This window comes from Photobacterium panuliri (assembly GCF_059920555.1).
In genome coordinates this window covers 3,167,979-3,186,814 of sequence record NZ_CP197192.1, presented here as the reverse complement: position 1 = coordinate 3,186,814, position 18,836 = coordinate 3,167,979, and the positions used below count along the sequence as shown (strand labels likewise).

20 protein-coding genes are annotated in these 18,836 nt (G+C 52.6%); 9 read left to right on the top strand and 11 right to left on the bottom strand.

What is annotated here, in order from left to right:
• Positions 1-233 precede the first annotated feature (233 nt).
• From dauA to ACSF8X_RS14570, 3 genes are all read left to right on the top strand, one after another.
• The gene (gene dauA, locus ACSF8X_RS14580) at positions 234-1,952 is read left to right on the top strand and encodes a C4-dicarboxylic acid transporter DauA (protein ID WP_047878479.1); all 1,719 of its coding nucleotides are present in this window, start codon (positions 234-236) and stop codon (positions 1,950-1,952) included.
• A gap of 65 nt (positions 1,953-2,017) precedes the next feature.
• Positions 2,018-2,596 (top strand): D-sedoheptulose 7-phosphate isomerase, encoded by a 579-nt coding sequence (lpcA, locus tag ACSF8X_RS14575; RefSeq protein WP_047878480.1) that lies wholly within the window; start codon positions 2,018-2,020, stop codon positions 2,594-2,596.
• A gap of 38 nt (positions 2,597-2,634) precedes the next feature.
• Positions 2,635-3,414: a class II glutamine amidotransferase gene (locus ACSF8X_RS14570; protein ID WP_500850298.1), complete on the top strand. Its 780-nt coding sequence runs from the start codon at positions 2,635-2,637 to the stop codon at positions 3,412-3,414.
• 119 nt (positions 3,415-3,533) lie between these two features.
• Here ACSF8X_RS14570 and purN read toward each other — a convergent pair whose 3' ends face one another.
• Together purN and purM are read right to left on the bottom strand one after the other, a co-directional pair.
• Positions 3,534-4,184: a phosphoribosylglycinamide formyltransferase gene (gene purN, locus ACSF8X_RS14565; RefSeq protein ID WP_047878482.1), complete on the bottom strand. Its 651-nt coding sequence runs from the start codon at positions 4,182-4,184 to the stop codon at positions 3,534-3,536.
• 3 nt (positions 4,185-4,187) lie between these two features.
• Positions 4,188-5,228 carry a phosphoribosylformylglycinamidine cyclo-ligase gene (gene purM / locus ACSF8X_RS14560; protein WP_500850297.1) on the bottom strand — a complete coding sequence of 347 codons (1,041 nt, stop codon included), beginning with the start codon at positions 5,226-5,228 and terminating at the stop codon, positions 4,188-4,190.
• A gap of 196 nt (positions 5,229-5,424) precedes the next feature.
• On the opposite strand from purM, the gene upp reads away from it, so the two are divergent.
• Entirely contained in the window at positions 5,425-6,051 is a 627-nt protein-coding gene (upp, locus tag ACSF8X_RS14555; RefSeq protein ID WP_047878484.1) for a uracil phosphoribosyltransferase, read from the top strand.
• A 137-nt stretch (positions 6,052-6,188) separates the two neighbouring features.
• Here upp and ACSF8X_RS14550 read toward each other — a convergent pair whose 3' ends face one another.
• Positions 6,189-7,439, bottom strand: coding sequence for a uracil-xanthine permease family protein (locus ACSF8X_RS14550; protein WP_047878485.1), 1,251 nt, complete (start codon positions 7,437-7,439; stop codon positions 6,189-6,191).
• A gap of 294 nt (positions 7,440-7,733) precedes the next feature.
• Between ACSF8X_RS14550 and ACSF8X_RS14545 the strand changes: the two genes are divergently transcribed.
• On the top strand, positions 7,734-8,945 hold the full coding sequence (locus ACSF8X_RS14545; protein WP_500850296.1) for a DUF2066 domain-containing protein: 1,212 nt from the start codon (positions 7,734-7,736) through the stop codon (positions 8,943-8,945).
• A 134-nt stretch (positions 8,946-9,079) separates the two neighbouring features.
• Here the strand turns inward: ACSF8X_RS14545 and ACSF8X_RS14540 are convergent, their stop codons facing one another.
• From ACSF8X_RS14540 to bepA, 4 genes are all read right to left on the bottom strand, one after another.
• Complete coding sequence (locus ACSF8X_RS14540; RefSeq protein WP_047878487.1) at positions 9,080-9,502, bottom strand: DUF2069 domain-containing protein; 423 nt, start codon at positions 9,500-9,502, stop codon at positions 9,080-9,082.
• 55 nt (positions 9,503-9,557) lie between these two features.
• Positions 9,558-10,127 (bottom strand): NAD(P)H:quinone oxidoreductase, encoded by a 570-nt coding sequence (wrbA, locus tag ACSF8X_RS14535; RefSeq protein WP_500850295.1) that lies wholly within the window; start codon positions 10,125-10,127, stop codon positions 9,558-9,560.
• Position 10,128: 1 nt separating this feature from the next.
• Entirely contained in the window at positions 10,129-10,479 is a 351-nt protein-coding gene (gene arsC / locus ACSF8X_RS14530; protein ID WP_500850294.1) for an arsenate reductase (glutaredoxin), read from the bottom strand.
• A gap of 165 nt (positions 10,480-10,644) precedes the next feature.
• Entirely contained in the window at positions 10,645-12,105 is a 1,461-nt protein-coding gene (gene bepA, locus ACSF8X_RS14525) for a beta-barrel assembly-enhancing protease (protein WP_500850293.1), read from the bottom strand.
• Between the two features lie 179 nt (positions 12,106-12,284).
• Here bepA and ACSF8X_RS14520 point away from each other — a divergent pair, with 179 nt between their 5' ends.
• Positions 12,285-12,503, top strand: a complete 219-nt coding sequence (locus ACSF8X_RS14520; RefSeq protein ID WP_500850292.1) for a sulfurtransferase TusA family protein — start codon at positions 12,285-12,287, stop codon at positions 12,501-12,503.
• A gap of 6 nt (positions 12,504-12,509) precedes the next feature.
• A complete protein-coding gene (locus ACSF8X_RS14515) occupies positions 12,510-13,586 on the top strand; it encodes an AI-2E family transporter (RefSeq protein ID WP_500850291.1) in 1,077 nt (358 codons plus the stop codon).
• Between the two features lie 65 nt (positions 13,587-13,651).
• Here the strand turns inward: ACSF8X_RS14515 and bcp are convergent, their stop codons facing one another.
• Entirely contained in the window at positions 13,652-14,122 is a 471-nt protein-coding gene (gene bcp, locus ACSF8X_RS14510) for a thioredoxin-dependent thiol peroxidase (RefSeq protein WP_500850290.1), read from the bottom strand.
• Between the two features lie 10 nt (positions 14,123-14,132).
• Positions 14,133-14,672 carry a glycine cleavage system transcriptional repressor gene (locus ACSF8X_RS14505; protein ID WP_047878493.1) on the bottom strand — a complete coding sequence of 180 codons (540 nt, stop codon included), beginning with the start codon at positions 14,670-14,672 and terminating at the stop codon, positions 14,133-14,135.
• 481 nt (positions 14,673-15,153) lie between these two features.
• Here ACSF8X_RS14505 and dapA point away from each other — a divergent pair, with 481 nt between their 5' ends.
• Entirely contained in the window at positions 15,154-16,035 is an 882-nt protein-coding gene (gene dapA, locus ACSF8X_RS14500) for a 4-hydroxy-tetrahydrodipicolinate synthase (protein WP_047878494.1), read from the top strand.
• 36 nt (positions 16,036-16,071) lie between these two features.
• Complete coding sequence (gene bamC / locus ACSF8X_RS14495) at positions 16,072-17,100, top strand: outer membrane protein assembly factor BamC (RefSeq protein WP_500850289.1); 1,029 nt, start codon at positions 16,072-16,074, stop codon at positions 17,098-17,100.
• 90 nt (positions 17,101-17,190) lie between these two features.
• On the opposite strand, the gene lipA is transcribed toward bamC, so the two are convergent.
• Complete coding sequence (gene lipA / locus ACSF8X_RS14490) at positions 17,191-18,162, bottom strand: lipoyl synthase (protein ID WP_047878496.1); 972 nt, start codon at positions 18,160-18,162, stop codon at positions 17,191-17,193.
• The gene (gene lipB, locus ACSF8X_RS14485) at positions 18,159-18,827 is read right to left on the bottom strand and encodes a lipoyl(octanoyl) transferase LipB (RefSeq protein WP_500850288.1); all 669 of its coding nucleotides are present in this window, start codon (positions 18,825-18,827) and stop codon (positions 18,159-18,161) included. Before lipB ends, lipA begins: the two co-directional genes overlap by 4 nt.
• Positions 18,828-18,836 lie beyond the last annotated feature (9 nt).

Below are 18,836 nucleotides of genomic sequence, written 5' to 3'. Positions count from 1 at the left end.
ATTTGCTAATCACCCTTCTGACAGCGAAGTCAGAGAGCAATGGGCCGGAAATGGACTTTAACTGGCAGCGCGACGCGCCAGTGACTACGTTGCCTTTCCCGAATTCCGACTGACGCATGCCCGCCGGATCCCTTCTCGGGTCGACAGCTTCAAACAAACTTTACTTCATTCTTTATCCAGACCAACAGACGTTTGGTTTTTTGCGTTTCCGTTTGGTCTGCAAGGGGCGAGCCGTGTTGATATTTCATGCTTTGAAACAGGCGTGGCAAGAAGGTTTTTCTTTGTCACGCTTACGTTCTGATCTTGTTGCGGGTATTACCGTAGGGGTCGTTGCCATTCCGCTGGGTATGGCGCTTGCCATTGCAGTTGGCGTTCCTCCGCAGCACGGCCTATATACCGTGATCGTTGCAGGTTTGCTGGCAGCTTTGCTGGGCGGCTCTCGTTTTAATATTACCGGGCCGACTGCGGCCTTCGTCGTTATCCTGCTGCCTATTACCCAGCAATATGGTCTGACTGGCTTGATGCTAGCGACGATGATGTCTGGTGTTATCTTGTTGTTGATGGGTATTTTACGTCTAGGCCAGCTGGTGGCATACGTACCTTATCCTGTTACAACGGGTTTTACTGCCGGTATCGGCCTGACCATTGCGTTCCTGCAGCTCAAGGATCTACTCGGCCTGACCGTGGCAACCAACCCAATCCATTTTCCGGAGAAAGTCGTCGCGTATGCCACGGCGATGCCTAGCATCAATTTGTCCGATACCATTGTTGGGGTTGTGACTATTGCTGCTTTCATTCTTTGGGCAAAACTGAAAACCAAAGTACCGGCTCACGTTGTTGCGCTGGTTACCGGTACGCTGCTGGCCCTAGTGCTGAACCATTTTGGCTCGGGTCATGTTGGTTTGCTGGGCGAGAAGTTCCATTACCAAATCGGTGATTTGGTGGGTCAGGGTATCCCTCAGGTGCTGCCTCAGTTCAGCCTGCCGTGGCAAGATGGTGCGGTGACCTGGTCATTGGTGATCGAACTGCTTCCTGCAGCCTTTACCATTGCGATGCTAGGCTGTATTGAGTCTTTGCTGTGCGCTGTAGTGGCAGATGGCATGACGGGGACCAAGCACAACCCTAACGGCGAGTTGGTTGGTCAGGGTATTGCCAATATCGTGGTACCGTTTTTCGGTGGTATCCCGGCAACGGCTGCGATTGCACGTACCGCAACCAATATCCGAGCAGGGGCATTCTCACCGGTGTCTGCTATTGTTCATGCCTTGTTTGTATTGGCGGCCATGATTGCTCTTGCTCCTATGCTGTCTTATGTTCCAATGAGTGCACTGGCTGGTCTGTTGATTATGGTAGCCTGGAATATGTCCGAGGCTCCGCACTTTGTTCATACGCTGAAAGTTGCGCCGCGCCGAGATGTGGCGGTATTGCTGACATGTTTCACTTTGACCGTGGTGTTCGACATGGTCGTAGCGGTTGTGGTTGGCTTGCTATTGGCTGGTCTGTTGTTTATTCAGCGTATTGCTTCGCTAACAACGGTCAGCAAGGTATCGGGTACTCACCCTCACCAGAATTTTGGTGACGATGTTGTGGTTTACGATATCAATGGCCCATTGTTCTTTGCGGCTAGCGAGAAGGCGTTGTCAGTGATTGATTGTGTCGCGCCACAGACTCGTGCTGTGGTATTGGATTTCTCTGATGTCACCACCGTAGACATTACCGCGATCCATGCCCTTGAAAATGCCCTCGATCGCGTTCGTGACTACCCGGTTTGCCTGATCGGCGTAGGGCCGCATATCGAGAAGAAGCTGGCTTCTGCTGGGGTGCTGGCACTGGAAAACCTTGAGGTTTATCCTTCTGGTGAGTCATTACGTGAGCATTTGGCATCAAAGGGTCACAATGTCCAGTCTCAGGAGTCGACACCTTTAACGGTTTCTATGTACACTGCTAGCTAGGTAATGAATAGCGGGAAAGCATACTTTCCCGCACAACAATAAATTACGTAACCTGAGTAGAGCCTATGTACCAAGATATTATCCGTGCAGAGCTGACAGAAGCTGCTGACGTACTTAACCGCTTTTTGAGCGATGACAAGAATATGGCGGACATCGAAGCAGCAGCCAAGCTGCTGGCCGAGTCTTTCAAGCAGGGTGGCAAAGTCCTTTCTTGCGGTAATGGCGGCTCGCACTGTGATGCGATGCATTTTGCCGAAGAGCTAACTGGCCGCTACCGTGAGAACCGTCCTGGTTATCCTGGTATTGCGATTTCAGATCCTAGCCACCTGTCTTGCGTGAGCAACGACTTTGGCTACGAATATGTTTTTTCGCGCTACCTTGAAGCTGTAGGCGCAAAGGGCGATGTGCTGTTTGGCCTGTCGACCTCTGGCAACTCCGGCAATATCATCAAAGCGATCGATGCAGCCAAGGCCAAAGGCATGAAGGTGATTGCGTTGACGGGCAAGGATGGCGGCAAGATGGCTGGACTGGCCGATGTCGAAATCCGTGTACCGCATTTTGGCTACGCTGATCGTATCCAGGAAATTCATATCAAAATTATTCATATTTTGATTATGCTGGTAGAAAAGGAAATGGCGGAGTAACCGCTAACATACTGCAAGTAGATAGGGCATAAAGGACTATGTGTGAATTATTGGGCATGAGTGCCAATGTGCCGACGGACATTTGTTTCAGCTTTACCGGCTTGATGCAGCGGGGCGGCAATACTGGGCCACACCGTGATGGTTGGGGGATCACCTTCTATGAGGGCAAGGGTTTTCGTACCTTTAAAGATCCCAACCCTAGCAGCCAGTCGAGGATTGCTGAGCTTGTGCAGGAGTACCCGATAAAAAGCCGTGCGGTGGTCAGCCATATTCGGCAGGCCAACCGTGGCGGGGTGAGTTTGGAAAATACCCATCCATTCACTCGGGAGTTATGGGGGCAGTATTGGACGTTTGCCCACAACGGTCAGTTAACCGGTTATGAAAGCCTTGAAACCGGACGGTTTAAACCGGTCGGGGACACCGACAGTGAATTGGCTTTTTGTTGGTTGCTGAATCAGGTTGAGGGCAGGTTTCCAGAGCCACCAGAAGAGCTCGACATGGTTTTTGACTGGGTAGCAAAATGTTGCGATACCCTGCGTTCGCTTGGTGTCTACAATATGTTGTTGAGTAACGGTGAGTATGTACTTACCTACTGTACGAACAACTTGCACTGGATCACTCGTCGGGCACCGTTCGGAAAAGCGTCGTTGATCGATGAGGACGTGACTATCGATTTCCAGCAGGAGACAACACCGAATGATGTTGTGACGGTAGTGGCGACCCAGCCTCTGACCAATGATGAATGCTGGCATAAAATGCTGCCGGGCGAATTTAGCGTGTTTCATCTTGGTGAGCTGGCATATAGCCGTAAAGGTTAAGCGCCAGTTTGGCAAATGATACGGTACCTAGGCACTCAGAATATCTCATAAAATAAAAACGCGACCGAGAGGTCGCGTTTTTTTATATGTGTTGTCGAACGGCTTGGCGCAGGGAGGTGCTAGGATTCATCATCGGATGCATAGCCACCAGAAGGCAGGTCGTTACCGTCGAGACGGGCTCGGTTTCCCTCCATGACTACCCGCTGGGACAGGCACCAGTTAGCGACAAGCGGGTAAATCCTATGTTCCTGCTGCTGCACCCGATCCTTAACGTCATCGGCGCTGTCATCACTAAAAATCGGCACTTTGGCCTGAAGGATAACCGGCCCGCCGTCAAGCTCTTCGGTGACGAAGTGGACGCTGGTGCCATGCTCGTTATCACCGGCATCGATGGCCCGCTGGTGGGTATTGAGCCCCGGGTATTTGGGGAGCAATGACGGATGGACATTGATCATCCTCCCCTGGTAGTGGCGGACAAACTCTGCGCTTAAGATCCGCATAAATCCGGCAAGTACAACCAAGTCCGGTTGGTAGCGGTCAATTTGCTCAGCCATAGCCTGATCGAATGCGTCCCGGTCTGGGTAGTGCTCGGCAGACAGGTGCAGAGCATCGATTCCGGCAAGGCGTGCCCGCTCAAGGCCATAGGCATCGGCTTTGTTTGACAGAACGGCAACGACACCGGCGTTGTTGATGATGCCTGACTCGCAGGCATCAATCATAGCTTGAAGGTTGGAGCCGTTACCGGAGAGTAGGACGACAATTCTCTTCATGCCCTAGCATATCTCCACTTGCTCTTCGCCCTTATCTGCAGCCGCTATCTTACCGAGTAGCCATGCTTTCTCACCTTCGGCGTTCAGAATGGCAATTGCCTGCTCGGCCTGTTCAGCGGGTAGGGCAATCACCAGACCCACACCGCAGTTGAAGGTACGGTACATTTCGTAAGTATTAACATTGCCGGCTTGCTGGAGCCAATTGAACACTGCCGGCCATTGCCAGCTGGTGCCGTCGATAACAGCCTTGGTGCCATCAGGCAACACTCGGGGGATATTTTCCCAGAAGCCGCCGCCAGTAATATGGGAGATAGCATGGACGTCGCAGCTTTCCATCATCTTCAATGTGGACTGCACGTAAATTTTAGTTGGCTCAAGCAAATGGTCGGCCAATGTTTTGCCTTCCAGCTCTTGGTTGAGATCGGCTTGGGATACCTCGATGATTTTGCGGATCAGCGAGAAGCCATTAGAGTGTGGGCCGCTGGACGCAACAGCAATCAAAGCATCACCGGCTTTGACCTTGCTGCCATCAATGATGTCGGCTTTTTCTACGACGCCAACACAAAAACCGGCAACATCATAATCCTCGCCGTGGTACATGCCTGGCATTTCTGCCGTTTCGCCGCCAATCAGGGCACAGCCTGACTGTAGGCAGCCTTCGCCAATGCCAGTTACCACTGCTGCTGCTGTATCTACGTCCAACTTGCCGGTTGCATAGTAGTCAAGGAAGAAAAGGGGCTCTGCACCTTGTACGATAAGATCGTTGACACACATGGCAACCAGATCGATGCCGATAGTATCGTGCTTGTTCAGATCCATTGCCAAGCGAAGTTTCGTCCCTACACCATCGGTACCCGATACCAGTACCGGCTCTTTGTATTTGGTTGGCAGGGCACAAAGGGCGCCAAAACCACCAATATTGCCCATCACTTCCGGACGATGGGTGCGTTTTACCACCCCTTTAATACGGTCAACCAATGCGTTGCCTGCATCGATATCAACACCAGCATCTTTGTAACTAAGAGAAGAGTTATTGCCGCTCACAGGAGATCCCTCAACGTATTAAAGTAAAAAAGCGGGGGTATGATAACAGCAGTCAGAGCGGAAAGGAAAACGTTTGCGTCAATAAATGTCACTGGCTGTTTCCTGAGCAAACGAAACGAACACCCCTATCGGTAGCACGATAGTCTAGTGTATAATAATGTGATTTTTTGAAAATTCGTTTGCTTAGGAGTCAGAGATGAAAGTCGTTGAGGTTAAACACCCACTGGTAAAACATAAGATTGGTCTTATGCGCGAAGGTGACATCAGCACTAAGCGTTTCCGTGAGTTGGCAACGGAAGTTGGTAGCTTGCTGACGTATGAAGCGACTTCAGACTTCGAAACGGAAAAGGTTACTATCGAAGGTTGGAATGGTCAAGTCGAAATTGATCAGATCAAAGGTAAAAAAGTAACTGTAGTGCCAATTCTGCGTGCCGGTCTTGGCATGATGGATGGCGTGCTAGAGCACATGCCAAGCGCACGTATCAGTGTTGTTGGTATCTACCGTGATGAAGAAACACTGGAGCCGGTCCCTTATTTCAACAAGCTGGCATCGAATATCGATGAGCGTATCGCATTGGTGGTTGACCCTATGCTGGCGACTGGCGGTTCTATGATCGCAACATTGGATCTGCTGAAGGAACACGGTTGTACCCAGTTTAAGGTATTGGTACTGGTTGCTGCGCCTGAGGGTATCGAAGCGCTTGAAAAAGCTCACCCAGATGTTGAGCTATACACCGCAGCTATCGACGAGAAGCTAAATGACAAGGGCTACATTGTTCCTGGTCTAGGTGATGCGGGCGACAAAATTTTCGGTACCAAGTAACACCGAACCGCTGACAAGAGCCGGGCAGATGCCCGGCTTTTTTTTGTCTGTTATCAATGCTTGGCTTGTGTTATCGGTTAGGTATAAAAACGGGGCGCATTGGCGCCCCGGTTGGTTTTTATTGGTTTAGCAAGCGGTTACTTGCCGTCTGCTTCGATTTGCGCATTGTCCACGACGTGGTTTTCACCGAGATCATCAGGCAGGATCAGGTTGAGGATAATTGCTACGATACCGCACAGGCTGATCCCTTGCAGGCTGAATTCACCGATACCGAAGGCCATACCACCGATCCCGAATACTAGAGTGACAGCAACAATGACTAAGTTTCGTGATTTGTGGAGGTCGACTTGGTTTTTAATCAGGGTATTGAGGCCAACGGTGGCAATTGAGCCGAACAATAAGATCATGATGCCGCCCATTACCGGAACCGGTATGGTCTGGAGCATTGCGCCGAGTTTACCGACAAAGGCAAGAACCAGTGCGGTGACTGCAGCCCAAGTCATGATGACGGGGTTAAAAGCCTTGGTGAGCATGACTGCCCCGGTAACTTCCGAATAAGTGGTGTTAGGCGGAGCGCCGAACATAGAGGCGGCAATGGTCGCGACACCGTCGCCAGCCATGGTGCGGTGCAGGCCCGGCTTCTTGAGGTAGTCCTTGCCGGTGACGTTTGAGATAGCGAGCATATCGCCCACATGCTCGACGGCAGGGGCAATGGCAACCGGAATCATAAACAAGATGGCGTTGATGTTGAATTCGGGGAAGGTGAAGTTCGGCATGGCAAGCCAAGCAGCCTGCGCGACCGGCGTAAAGTCAACCACACCAAATGCCAAGCTCATCGTGTAGCCAGCGACAATGCCCGCCATGATCGGCACCAGTTTGAAAAAGCCTTTGGCGAACACACTGAAGGCAATGGTGACAAGCAGTGAGATTGATGAAATCCATAATGCAGCGCTGCCGTCGACCAGTTGGATAGCGCCATCACCGCTCTTGCCCAGTGCCATATTGACAGCCGAAGGTGCCAGGCCAAGGCCGATCACCATAATAACAGGGCCGACAACGACAGGAGGCAACAGCTTGTGGATGATGCCTACGCCTCGCACTTTGATCAGTGCCCCCATACAGATATACACCACACCGGCCATCATCAGGCCGCCCATGGTCGCAGCAATTCCCCAAGTTTGGATTCCGAACATGATAGGAGCAATAAACGCAAAAGAGGAGGCAAGGAAAATGGGGACGGAGCGTTTGGTGATAACTTGGAAGAGGAGGGTACCGAAACCAGCACCGAAGAGGGCAACGTTGGGGTCAAGGCCGGTCAGGAGCGGGACCAGAACCAATGCACCAAACGCAACGAAGAGCATTTGGGCACCCTGTAAAATCTGCATCATTGTGATATCCACCGAGCTAAAAATAAAATCGGGCAATGCTAGCACAGACGCAAACGTTTACCCAGTGCTTAATATGAAAAAAATTAATAGTCGCAGATGGCTAACAGGTACAATAGAAAAATTACAATCCGTTGACGAAAGATTGTTATTTAGAGCAGATACTTATTGATGGAAGTAACAAAAAGTTGCTTTATTTCTGTTCAAAAAGGTACTGTATTTTTGACATGATCAGTTGCCGAGCCAGATAGGTTCAATTTATGATCAGCCCCTAACTTCAGTAATAATGAGTGTTTTATGCTGCGTGTGAGTTTACTCCTAATGGCACTGTTGGCGCTTCCTTTGAAAGCAGCAACCGTGACCAACCTGTATCAGGCTCAGGTAGTCCTGCCGGATACCGACCGCCAATCTGAACAGGCTGCCCGTCAACAGGCCCTTGAGCAGGTATTGGTAAAAGTATCGGGCCAAAGCTCGGTTGTGGGTAATGAAGTTATCCGCAAAGCACTTGGCAGCAGTAACCAGTATGTCAGCCAGATGGGCTACGGCAGGCTTAATGGCCAGCAAACATTGGAATTGGCGTTTGAACCTGCACGTATTCGTAGTTTGCTCAGCCAAGCTAAGGCGAGCTACTGGAACGCGCAACGCCCGAGTATTCTGGTTTGGCTGGTACAAGAACAAAACCGCAGTCGCGATATCATCTGGGATCAATCAGATAACCCATTGCTGGTACAGCTTGAAGATAATGCCGACCGCCGTGGTTTGCCGGTTATGATGCCAATCGGTGATTTCGAGGATGTGACAGCAATAAGTATCCCTGATCTTTGGGGTGGTTTTGTTCAGCCAGTTGCGAAGGCAAGTTTACGCTATCAGCCGGGGGCGGTATTGATTGTCAGAGCTCGCCAGCAGGGACAGGATCAATATGATTTAAGCTGGCAGTTATTTACTGAGCCTGCCGATCAAATGGACTCTGCTCAGTCAGCTCCGGTTGAAGGACGTTTGTCCGGCACGGCGGCCGGTGCGATCCAGCAGATGACAGATCAGATCGCCGATCAGCTTGGTGCCCGTTATGCCATTCCTCTGGGCGGCGATACCAATGATCAGCTTTCGGTGGTGGTTGGCAATATCCATTCGGCAGAAGACTTTTTTACCTTGGAGCGGATGATCACTCATTTGAGCTCTGTTGCGGCGGTGAATGCCTACCGTATTCAAGGTGAGCAGGTTGAGTTTTCGGTTCAGCTGCTTAGTACCGAGGATGTTTTCCAGCGTGAGTTGAGCCAAGATAGCCGTTTGTCGGCAGTTACGGCGCCGTTGGATGAACAAGAGCGCATGGATACGGATAGCGTGGTAGAAGGTGGCATGATCCAGCCATCTCAGTTGAGTGCGCCGGTTGATTCGAGTTCAGATGAATCAGCGGCTCCGCAGCAGGTTGCGCCAGCAGCAGTTAAGCCAGCCAAGCAGGTGATGCAGTTTGAATGGCATGTACCCGCGGCGGCGACAGTGGCTATCTAATCCCAATCGTAGTCAATAGCGGATCATTTTCCGGTGCTGTTTCCGGTCGCGTACTAACCGTGATGGGTATAGCAAGGTAACAAAAAGAAGACGGTGGCTGAGGCCACCGTTTTTTTTGTATCAGCATCCGGCGATTAACCTCTATAGCGCTCGTTTTCTTCTTTTTCTACCTGTGATAGGCGTTTGAGGCGAGAGCCCAACTCGCGGCCGCGCAGTCTGGCATACAGGGCATTGCCGACGAAGGCGGTACTCACGAGGCACAATTCAACCCCAGCCAGCCACCTTTCGCCCTCATCGACCCATAGTAGGGTTAAAGCATGAAGAAAATAGAACATCAGAATGAAGTTGGCCCAGGCAAAGGTATAGGGTTTGCCTGCAATGATCCCGCGCAATGGCAAAAGCAGCGGAAGTACCCAGATACCCGCCATGATCTGCGCATTGAGATGCGGGTGGGGGGAAAGCCATGATTGCCATAGTACGACCCAGCCAGCAAGGCAGAAATAGGCGGCTTGGGCTGCAATGAGAACGAAACGGGTGCGGAGGTGGGGGGGAGTCATAGTTCACATCCTTGCAAACGTATAAAGCCCGCATGGTGACATAACGGGCTGTAATTCAGCGTAGTTTGAGTGCCGTGATAGCCAGTCGCTTTCCGCAGGCTTGGGCCAGTTGTGCTTCTTCACTGCTGAGCTGGCGGAATTCACCGCCACTGAGGTGGGAGGGGCCATAGGGCGTGCCTCCGCTCTGGGTGGTGTGCAGTGCCGGCTCTGAATAGGGGATGCCGACAATCAGCATTCCGTGGTGAAGCAATGGCAGCATCATCGATTGGAGGGTCGTCTCCTGCCCGCCATGCAACGACGATGACGAGGTGAAGACGCAAGCCGGCTTGCCGATGAGTGCTCCGCTAAGCCATTCTGGGCTGGTGGAGTCCCAAAACTGCTTGAGCGGCGCAGCCATGTTGCCAAACCTTACCGGGCTGCCCATGGCCAGACCGATACATTGGTCGAGATCGTTGCGTGTCACAACAGGATCGCCGTGAGGCGCTTGTCTGTCATCACCGATCTCTGCGACAGTTCGTAAGATCGCTTCACAGCCGTCGACTTGCTCGATCCCTCTGGCGATATGCCGGGCAAGTTGGCGTGTATTGCCGTGGCGGCTGTAGTAGAGGACCAGCAGGGAGGCCATATTAAAGGATATCCAGCACTTGCTCTGGCGGACGGCCCATTGCGGCCTTGTTGCCGTTGACAACAATCGGGCGCTCGATCAGCTTGGGGTTGGCTGCCATCGCCTCGATCAGCTGTTGCTCAGACACTGATGCATCGCCAAGGGCGAGCTCTTTATAGGTATCTTCTTTGGTTCGCATCATCTCACGGGCACTGCCGTAACCCAGCTGGCTCAGTAGGGTCTTGAGTTGCTCTGCCGATGGCGTGTCTTCCAAATACTTGACGATTGTTGGGGAGATCCCGCGTTCTTCCAACAGAGCGAGGGTTTCGCGGCTCTTGGAGCAGCGAGGATTGTGGTAAATAGTGACTGACATGGTGGTTATCTTCCTCGGCGTTGTCGGCTCTTGCCATTGCTAATGGCAGGGAGGTAACAAAGCAGTTTGTTTTTAGTATGTTGCACTATTGTATACGATGGTGGACGCAACGCAATGGCAGGGATCGCGTTTGCCCGTCCTGCATTGGCAGGACGAGCGAAAAGGTTAGCGTTGCAGGCTGGCTGCCCGCTGCTGATCGAGCCTTAACTGGTCGATTCGAGCATCGTAACGAGCTTGGTCCAATGAATTGATTTCGACCAGCTGGCTGGCCTGAATGTAGTTCTGGATAGCCTTGGGCCAGGCCCCGTTAAGAGCGAACAATTCCGCCCTTGCTGCCAGTTCTGCATCCCGTCGACCAACGGCAGCCTGACCTTGTGCCAGCATGTGCCAACCATTGGGATCATCGGGGTTGTCATGGGTGTACCGAGTCAGGATTGGGATGCTTTGGCTATACTTCCCTGCCTCCTGCATGGCATGGGCCAGGTTGAGCCGCAGGACATTGTTGCTTGGCGCGGACTTGAGGGCATTCTCCAGCCGCTTTATCGCCCTGCCATACTGTTTTTGGTAGAGATCGAGATCCGTGGCCGTATCGATATAGAAACGGTTGTTGGGCTCCTTGGCCAGCAATGGGGACAATAACGCCTGAGCTTGCTGGTACTTGCCGCTGTCAATGTAGACGATGGCCTTGCCGTAGTTGAGCGCATCTCGGGTCTGCGGGGTCGCGCGTTTGAGCTGGCGATCGAACCAATTCAGCGCGGCATCGCTGTCTAGTCCGGCAAACCGGGCAATGATCCGCGAGCGGGCGAGATGGTAGCGCTCTGAGTAACCGACGTTGGTCTTTGGGTATTGGTTAGCGCGGCTGCGGCTGTCGGCAATCCGGGATTCAGGCAATGGGTGGGTCAGCAGCATCGGTGGCGGTGTGCTGGCATAGCGGTACTCGTCGGCCAAGCGGCCGAAGAATCGCGGCATAGCCTGAACATCGAAGCCGGACTTGGCCAAGGTCGCAATACCGATCCGGTCGGCTTCTTTTTCATTGCTGCGGGTATAGTTGATCTGTCCCTGGGCCGAGGCTGCGGTGGTGGCATGGATTGCCGCCATCCCTGCTTCCGGCGAGGCAATGGCCAGCATCAGCGAGCCGATAAGAGCAGCCATCGTAGCCGGTGATTTGCGGGCTTGGTCTTCCATGCTCCGAGCTAGGTGGCGTTGGGTAACGTGGGCAATTTCGTGCGCGACCACCGAGGCCAGTTCGCTCTCGCTCTTGGCATAAAGGAAGAGCCCAGAGTGCACGGCAACATGCCCGCCGAAGAAGGCGAAAGCATTCAAGGCTCGGTTTTGGATCATGAAAAAGGTAAAAGGGGTTTTGACACCGTTGGCGTTGGCAACGAGGCGATGGCCAAGATCTTGAATATAGTCGGAAAGTAAAGGGTCGCTGATCACCGGCATACTGGCGCGGATCATGCGCATGTAGGCATCGCCGTATTCCATTTCTTTCTCGATGGTCAGGGTCGAGGCTGCGGCCGTACCTATCTCAGGCAACTGGGCGGGATCACTGGCCGTCGCGGGCAAGCTGGTCCCTAGCAATGCACCGATAAGAAAATAGGCTGGTGCTTTAGCGAATAGAGTCATAGTAATAATTATACCGCCTTCTTGCTGTCGCATACTGCGAGGCTAAATCAATCCTGAATGGAGCCCATATAAGGGGGTATGACAACGAAACCTTTGTCTGGTTTCTTTTTTGTCTTGTCGTTGTCATTTACAATAACCTGATGGAGACAAGATGTCAGTACAAGGAAAGGGATCTTTCAATGCTCGATTTAACCAAGGAACGTTGCCCGATGGCTCTGCTGCTGGCAAAGCGAGCAGCCGAATCGCTCAGTCCGGGCGATGCATTGGCGATCCTCATCATTGATACGGGGGCAAGGCAGGATATTCCCCGTTATTTCACTTCTACTCGTAATTTTTCGTTGAACACGCTTGAAGACAGCCCGCATCGGCTGCTAATCACTGTGACCAAAAGGTTGTAAACACTTATGCTCGATATGCTGACCCGCTGGTATCAGCGACGCTTCTCTGACCCCCATGCCGTGAGCCTAGTGGCTATTTTGCTAGGGGGATTTCTTACTATTTACTTTTTCGGGAACCTCATCGCACCGCTGTTGGTGGCTATTGTTTTGGCTTATTTGCTCGAATGGCCGGTAAGCCAACTCACCCGCCTTGGTTTGCCTCGCACACCGGCCGTGACGCTGGTGCTGCTGGTTTTTGCCGGCCTGATGGTGATGGCGGTATTCGGGCTGATGCCAACCATCTGGCATCAGGTCGCCAATCTTGTTGCTGAGCTCCCGAATATGTTCAATGGCCTGCAGGAATATGTGTCGAGCTTGCCGGAGCGTTACCCTGATTTCGTCCAGCCCCACCAGATCAGCTCGGTGATGATGACTTTCCGCGACAAGGTGATGGGGATGGGTGAGAGCGTCCTCAAAGGCTCGCTTTCATCACTGGTCAGCCTGGCGACAATCGCGGTGTACCTGATCCTAGTACCACTGCTGGTCTTTTTCCTGCTTAAGGGCAAAGACGAGATGATGGCGATGCTCAAGGGGTTCCTGCCCCGTAACCGCCGCCTGGCGAGCGAAGTCGGTGCCGAGATGAACGAGCAGATCTCGAATTATATCCGCGGCAAGGTTACCGAGATTTTTATTGTCGGCATCGCCAGCTACGTGACGTTCGAGGTGATGGGCCTACGCTATGCGGTTTTGCTTGGGGTGCTGGTGGGCTTTTCGGTCCTGATCCCGTATATCGGGGCCGCCGCCGTGACCTTGCCGGTGGCGATGGTCGGCTTGTTCCAGTGGGGGATCAGCCCTGATTTCTGGTGGCTGCTGGTAGCCTACGGCATTATTCAGGCCCTTGATGGTAACGTGTTGGTTCCGGTGCTGTTTTCCGAGGCCGTCAATCTTCACCCTGTGGCGATCATCGTCTCGGTGTTGGTGTTCGGCGGTTTGTGGGGCTTCTGGGGCGTGTTCTTTGCCATTCCGCTGGCAACCTTAGTCAAGGCCGTTTGGCATGCGCTGTCGTCCGCTGAGTTTAGCGAAGAGCCCGCTTCGAGCGAGTAGTGAATACGATATACAGAAAAGGCCGCAATATTGCGGCCTTTTTTATGGTTCGGGGTTAGCCGCTGTTACTGGGCGTCTTTGAGGTAGTTTAGGACGACGTCGTGGTGGTCTTTGGTTTTGAACTTGTCGAATACATGCTCGATCACTCCATTCTCGTCGATCAGGAAGCTGATGCGGTGCAGGCCGTCGTAAACCTTGCCCATGAATTTCTTCTCCCCCCAGACACCGAATTGTTCTGCAACGGCATGGTCTTCGTCTGACAGCAGGGTGAAGTTGAGGTTGTCGCGCTCGATGAACTTCGGCAGGCGCTTAACCGGATCGATACTGATCCCCAGAACCTCGACATTGAAGCTATCCAGCTCTGTCTTGCTATCGCGCAGGCCACAGGCTTGGACCGTACAGCCCGGGGTCATGGCTTTCGGGTAGAAATAGGCCAGAACTTTTTTTCCTTTGAAATCGGCAAGGCTGACAGGATCGCCGTTCTGGTTGTTCAATGTGAAGTTTGGGGCAGCCGTGCCGGCGGTCAAGGTCTTCATATTGGTATCCTTATTGGTTGTGACCGACGAAGGTGACTTTGCCTGTTACCTGCAGGGTATGGCAAAGCACTTCAAATTCTTCTTGTAGTGTCATTAGGTTGCAGCCTTCAGGCAGGGTAGTGCCAATAAGCAGCTGAAACGTGTTGGCGGTTTCCGGGGTGTTGCTCTCGAGGGTTTGCGCACTGAGCGAAGCGATACTGAGGCCTCGGGCGGCCAGGAAACGGGTAAAGGGTTCGGTCAGTCCCGGACTGTCATTGGCTTCAACATGAAACTCGGCACTGTATGGTGAGTAGCGTTGCTCATGCTTGCTGGTGCGTTTCATCACGGTCAGTAAATCGTGTTCAAGCGCGGTGAGCGGCAAAGTCGACTCGACCCGGGTAATAGCGTTGGCATTGCCAGACAGCAACATGAACAGGGTAAACTCACTGCCAAGCAGTGCCAGACGGCTGTCGATGATGTTGCAGCCACACTGGGTGATCAACCGGATAATCTCATCGGAGATACCTGGGCGGTCTTTTCCGACAGCAGTGACGACTAAATAATGTTCCATATTGATTACATCATGTTATGAGTACCTGATGCATGGTAGCACAGCCATCTGCCGAGCCAAGTGCCAACGCTGCAAAATTAGGCTTTCGGCAAGGAGTTAGGGATCTTCAATTTACATAACTCTGGCTTGAGTTTACTGTTACTGAAAAGTAGTATGGTTTCTCTTGGCCGCCTTATTATTCGCTTTTGTGGCATATTTAGGGGCTGTTGGACTTTCAATCATTGACCTTTCATTTTTATGCGGCACCGTAACCGGTTTGCCTCGTTCTGAGCACAGGCACGTGCTCTTATACTGGATGATACGGAGCTGTTGGATGACACCATTGCTCTTTGGGTAGCGCCTGAAAAATGCTTATAGTATCCCGGTACGGGAATTTGAGCGTTTTTCAGGATTTACCGGGTAATTTTTGAGAGATCACCAGACCCTGGAGCCCCCGAAGATAAGGATGCCGGGTCGATAGTTATTCAAGGGGAGTAAGGATATGTTTTCAGGCAGTATGGTTGCGCTGATCACGCCGTTTGATGAGAACGGTGAAGTAGACTACGCCAGTTTGGCGTCGTTGGTAGAATATCACATCGCGGCAGGTACCGACGCTATTGTCTCAGTGGGGACAACTGGCGAATCGACGACCCTGACCGTCGATGAGCACGTCAAGGTCGTTCAGAAGACCGTGGAATACGCACAGGGCCGAGTGCCTGTATTGGCCGGTACGGGGGCAAACGCCACCCACGAAGCCATCACCATGACCAAATTGATGAGCGATACCGGCATTGTCGGTTGCCTGAGTGTCACACCTTATTACAACAAACCAACTCAAGAAGGTTTGTACCAACATTATAAGGCAATCGCGGAATCAACAGAGCTGCCTCAGTTCCTTTACAATGTACCGGGCCGTACCGGTGTTGACTTGCTGCCGGAAACTGTTGCCCGCTTGGCGAAGCTGGACAATATCGTTGGTATTAAAGATGCGACGGCGGATTTGTCACGGGTGAGAAAAACCCGGGAACTTTGCGGGCCTGAGTTTATCCAATTGAGCGGTGATGATGCGACGGGGTTGGATTTCCTCGACGAGGGTGGCCACGGGGTTATTTCGGTGACCGCTAACGTTGCTGCACCAGACATGGCGTTGATGTTCAAGCTGGCATTAAGCGGCCAGATGGACGCGGCTCGTGAGATCAATCAACGTCTGATGCCATTGCACAAGCAATTGTTTGTTGAATCAAACCCAATCCCGGTAAAATGGGCAGCACATCAATTGGGCTTGATCACGTATGGCGATTTACGCCTGCCGCTGACCAAGCTAAGTGAAAATGCCCAACCAGTGGTCGAAGCAGCGCTGAAGGATGCGAACGTACTGCTGTAGGTAATGGGCAACCGGCTTTAGAGCGTAGGAAAGCGAATGAATTACAAGTATAAGCTGGTGGCTGCAGCCGTCGCTGTAGCAACATTGGCGGGGTGCTCTGGTGGAGCCGAGCAGCGCCGCCAAGCCAACCAGGATTTTAACTATCTCAAGACCGAGCCTTTGCAGGCCTGGAACATGCCAACGAATGCGCAGCCTTTTCAGGTTTCGGACTATGCCATCCCAGCCCGCCAGTTTAACGGCGGTGTCGGGGCTGCGGTGGATATCCGCCCACCGCAACAGGTATTGGCTTTGATTCCGGGTGCCAGAACAGTAAAAACCGAGCAGGGCGTGGTTTTATTGCTGAGCAAGCCAGAAGAGCTAAGCGACATTTGGGGACTGACCCAAAAAGTGGTGGCTGAGCAAAATATTGCCCTTGTTAGCGAAGGTGCCAATGAGATGGTCACAGACTGGGTCACTTGGACCAATGCTGACGAAGACAGTGAAGTTGGCAGTCGCTACCGGATCACGAAGTCGGCAGAGCCTAACCGCAACAGCTACCAGATTGAGCTGATCGATTGGCGTGAAGGTGGGGTCAAGCAGCCGGTAACCGCGGACAACAAAGAGCGTTACAGCACGCTGATGACCAATTTGATCACCTCTCGTTATGATCAGGAAGAGCGCGAGCGTGCTCGCCTGCGAGCTCAGGAGTTGGTCAAGCAGATCCCGATCTCAATGGGTCAGGATCGTAGCGGCCTGCCGGTTATTATTGCCCGTGCGCCGTACTCCGTGTTCTGGGAGCGTTTCCCTGAAATTCTTGGTCAGATTGGATTCTCTGTGGAAGGCCGCAACCGCTCACAAGGTGAAGTGGAAGTGAAGTTCAAGTCACAGGATGATGAATTCTGGACTGAGTTGGGTACCAAGCCAATTATGCTAGATAGCCGTACCTACAATATCTTGCTGGGTGATTTGGGCAACCGTACCTCGATCAATATCACTAATGCCGACGGCAAGCCGATTACCGAAGAAGCACTGGAAAGCATGGTGCCGGTGATGATGGCGGCCATTGAGCGAGACAACCGCAAGTAATACGATCCTGTCGGATTTGCCCGGTAAGGATTTAGGGATAATAAAAAACGCTGCCTAGGCAGCGTTTTTTTATGGCGCGAGAATATGGTCTTACTTGACCTCTTCGCCGCGAGCTTGCATATCTGCATGGTAAGACGAGCGGACAAACGGGCCGCAGGCTGCGTGGGTGAAGCCCAGATCCAGTGCGATTTGTTTTAGTTCGTCAAACTCTTCAGGCGGCACGAAACGCTCTACCGGCAGGTGATGGCGGCTTGGTGCCAGATACTGGCCTAGAGTCAGCATTGTCACACCGTGGGCGCGAAGATCCTTCAGTACCTCGATGATCTCTTCTTTGGTCTCGCCCAGACCCATCATCAGGCCTGATTTGGTTGGGATCTCAGGGTGGATTTCCTTGAATTTCTTCAACAGATCCAACGACCACTGGTAGTTAGCTCCCGGACGGGCCTTGCGATATAGGCGTGGGGCGGTTTCCAGATTGTGGTTGAATACATCTGGCGGGTTGTCGCGCAAAACTTCCAGCGCGCGGTCCATACGGCCTCGGAAATCGGGAACCAGGGTTTCGATCTGGATGCCCGGGCTCTTGGCGCGGATCTCGCGGGTACAGTCGGCAAAGTGCTGGGCACCGCCGTCGCGAAGATCATCACGGTCCACTGACGTTACGACAACGTAGCGAAGCTTCATGTCGGCGATGGTCTGCGCCAGTTGGGTCGGTTCTTCGGCATTCGGTGGCAGTGGACGGCCGTGGGCCACGTCACAGAACGGGCAGCGGCGGGTACAGATTGCACCAAGGATCATGAAGGTTGCCGTACCGTGGTTGAAGCATTCTGCCAGATTCGGACAAGATGCTTCCTCACATACCGAATGGAGGTTGTTCTTGCGCATCGCTGATTTGATTTCCTGGATGCGCTTGCTGTCAGACGGCAGCTTGATCTTCATCCATTCTGGTTTGCGCAGGGTCTCTTTTGGCGCTTCTTCCTCAGCGACATTGCGAACCGGGATAAGGGCCATTTTGTCGGCATCACGGTATTTGACACCTTGTTCAATTTTGATTGGTTTACTCATGAATTGCTTTCCGTTTTCCACTCAACGCTCTGGTAATCGAGCAGTTTGACCAGCTCTTCTACTAGTACCGGCTGAACTTCCGCTAATTCTGAAGGCCCATCCAACAACGCAGTTTGCGTCATTTCCATCCCGGCATAACCACAAGGGTTGATACGCAGGAATGGGGCCAGATCCATGTTGATATTGAGTGCCAGACCGTGAAAAGAGCAGCCGCGTCTGATCCGCAGCCCCAGTGAGCATATCTTTTGGTTGTTGACATACACACCCGGTGCGTCAGGGCGGGCGTTAGATTCGATCCCGAAGTGGGACAGGGTATTGATGACCGTATTCTCGATATGGGTTACCAGATCGCGAACGCCAAGTTTCTTGCGGCGCAGGTCTATCAGGATATAGGCCACCAGTTGGCCCGGACCATGATAGGTCACTTGGCCGCCACGATCACTTTGGACGACAGGGATATCACCAGTGTTGAGCAGGTGTTCGGCTTTTCCGGCTTGCCCTTGGGTAAAGACGGGGTTGTGTTCAACCAGCCAGATTTCGTCGGTGCTGTCAGCTGTCCGTTGATCGGTGAATTGGTGCATGGCCTGCCACGTTGGCTCGTAGTCGCGGCGACCAAGATTTCGAATGATGATGTTATTGTTCAAAGTCACATCCGTAAGGCCCATAAGCCCAGC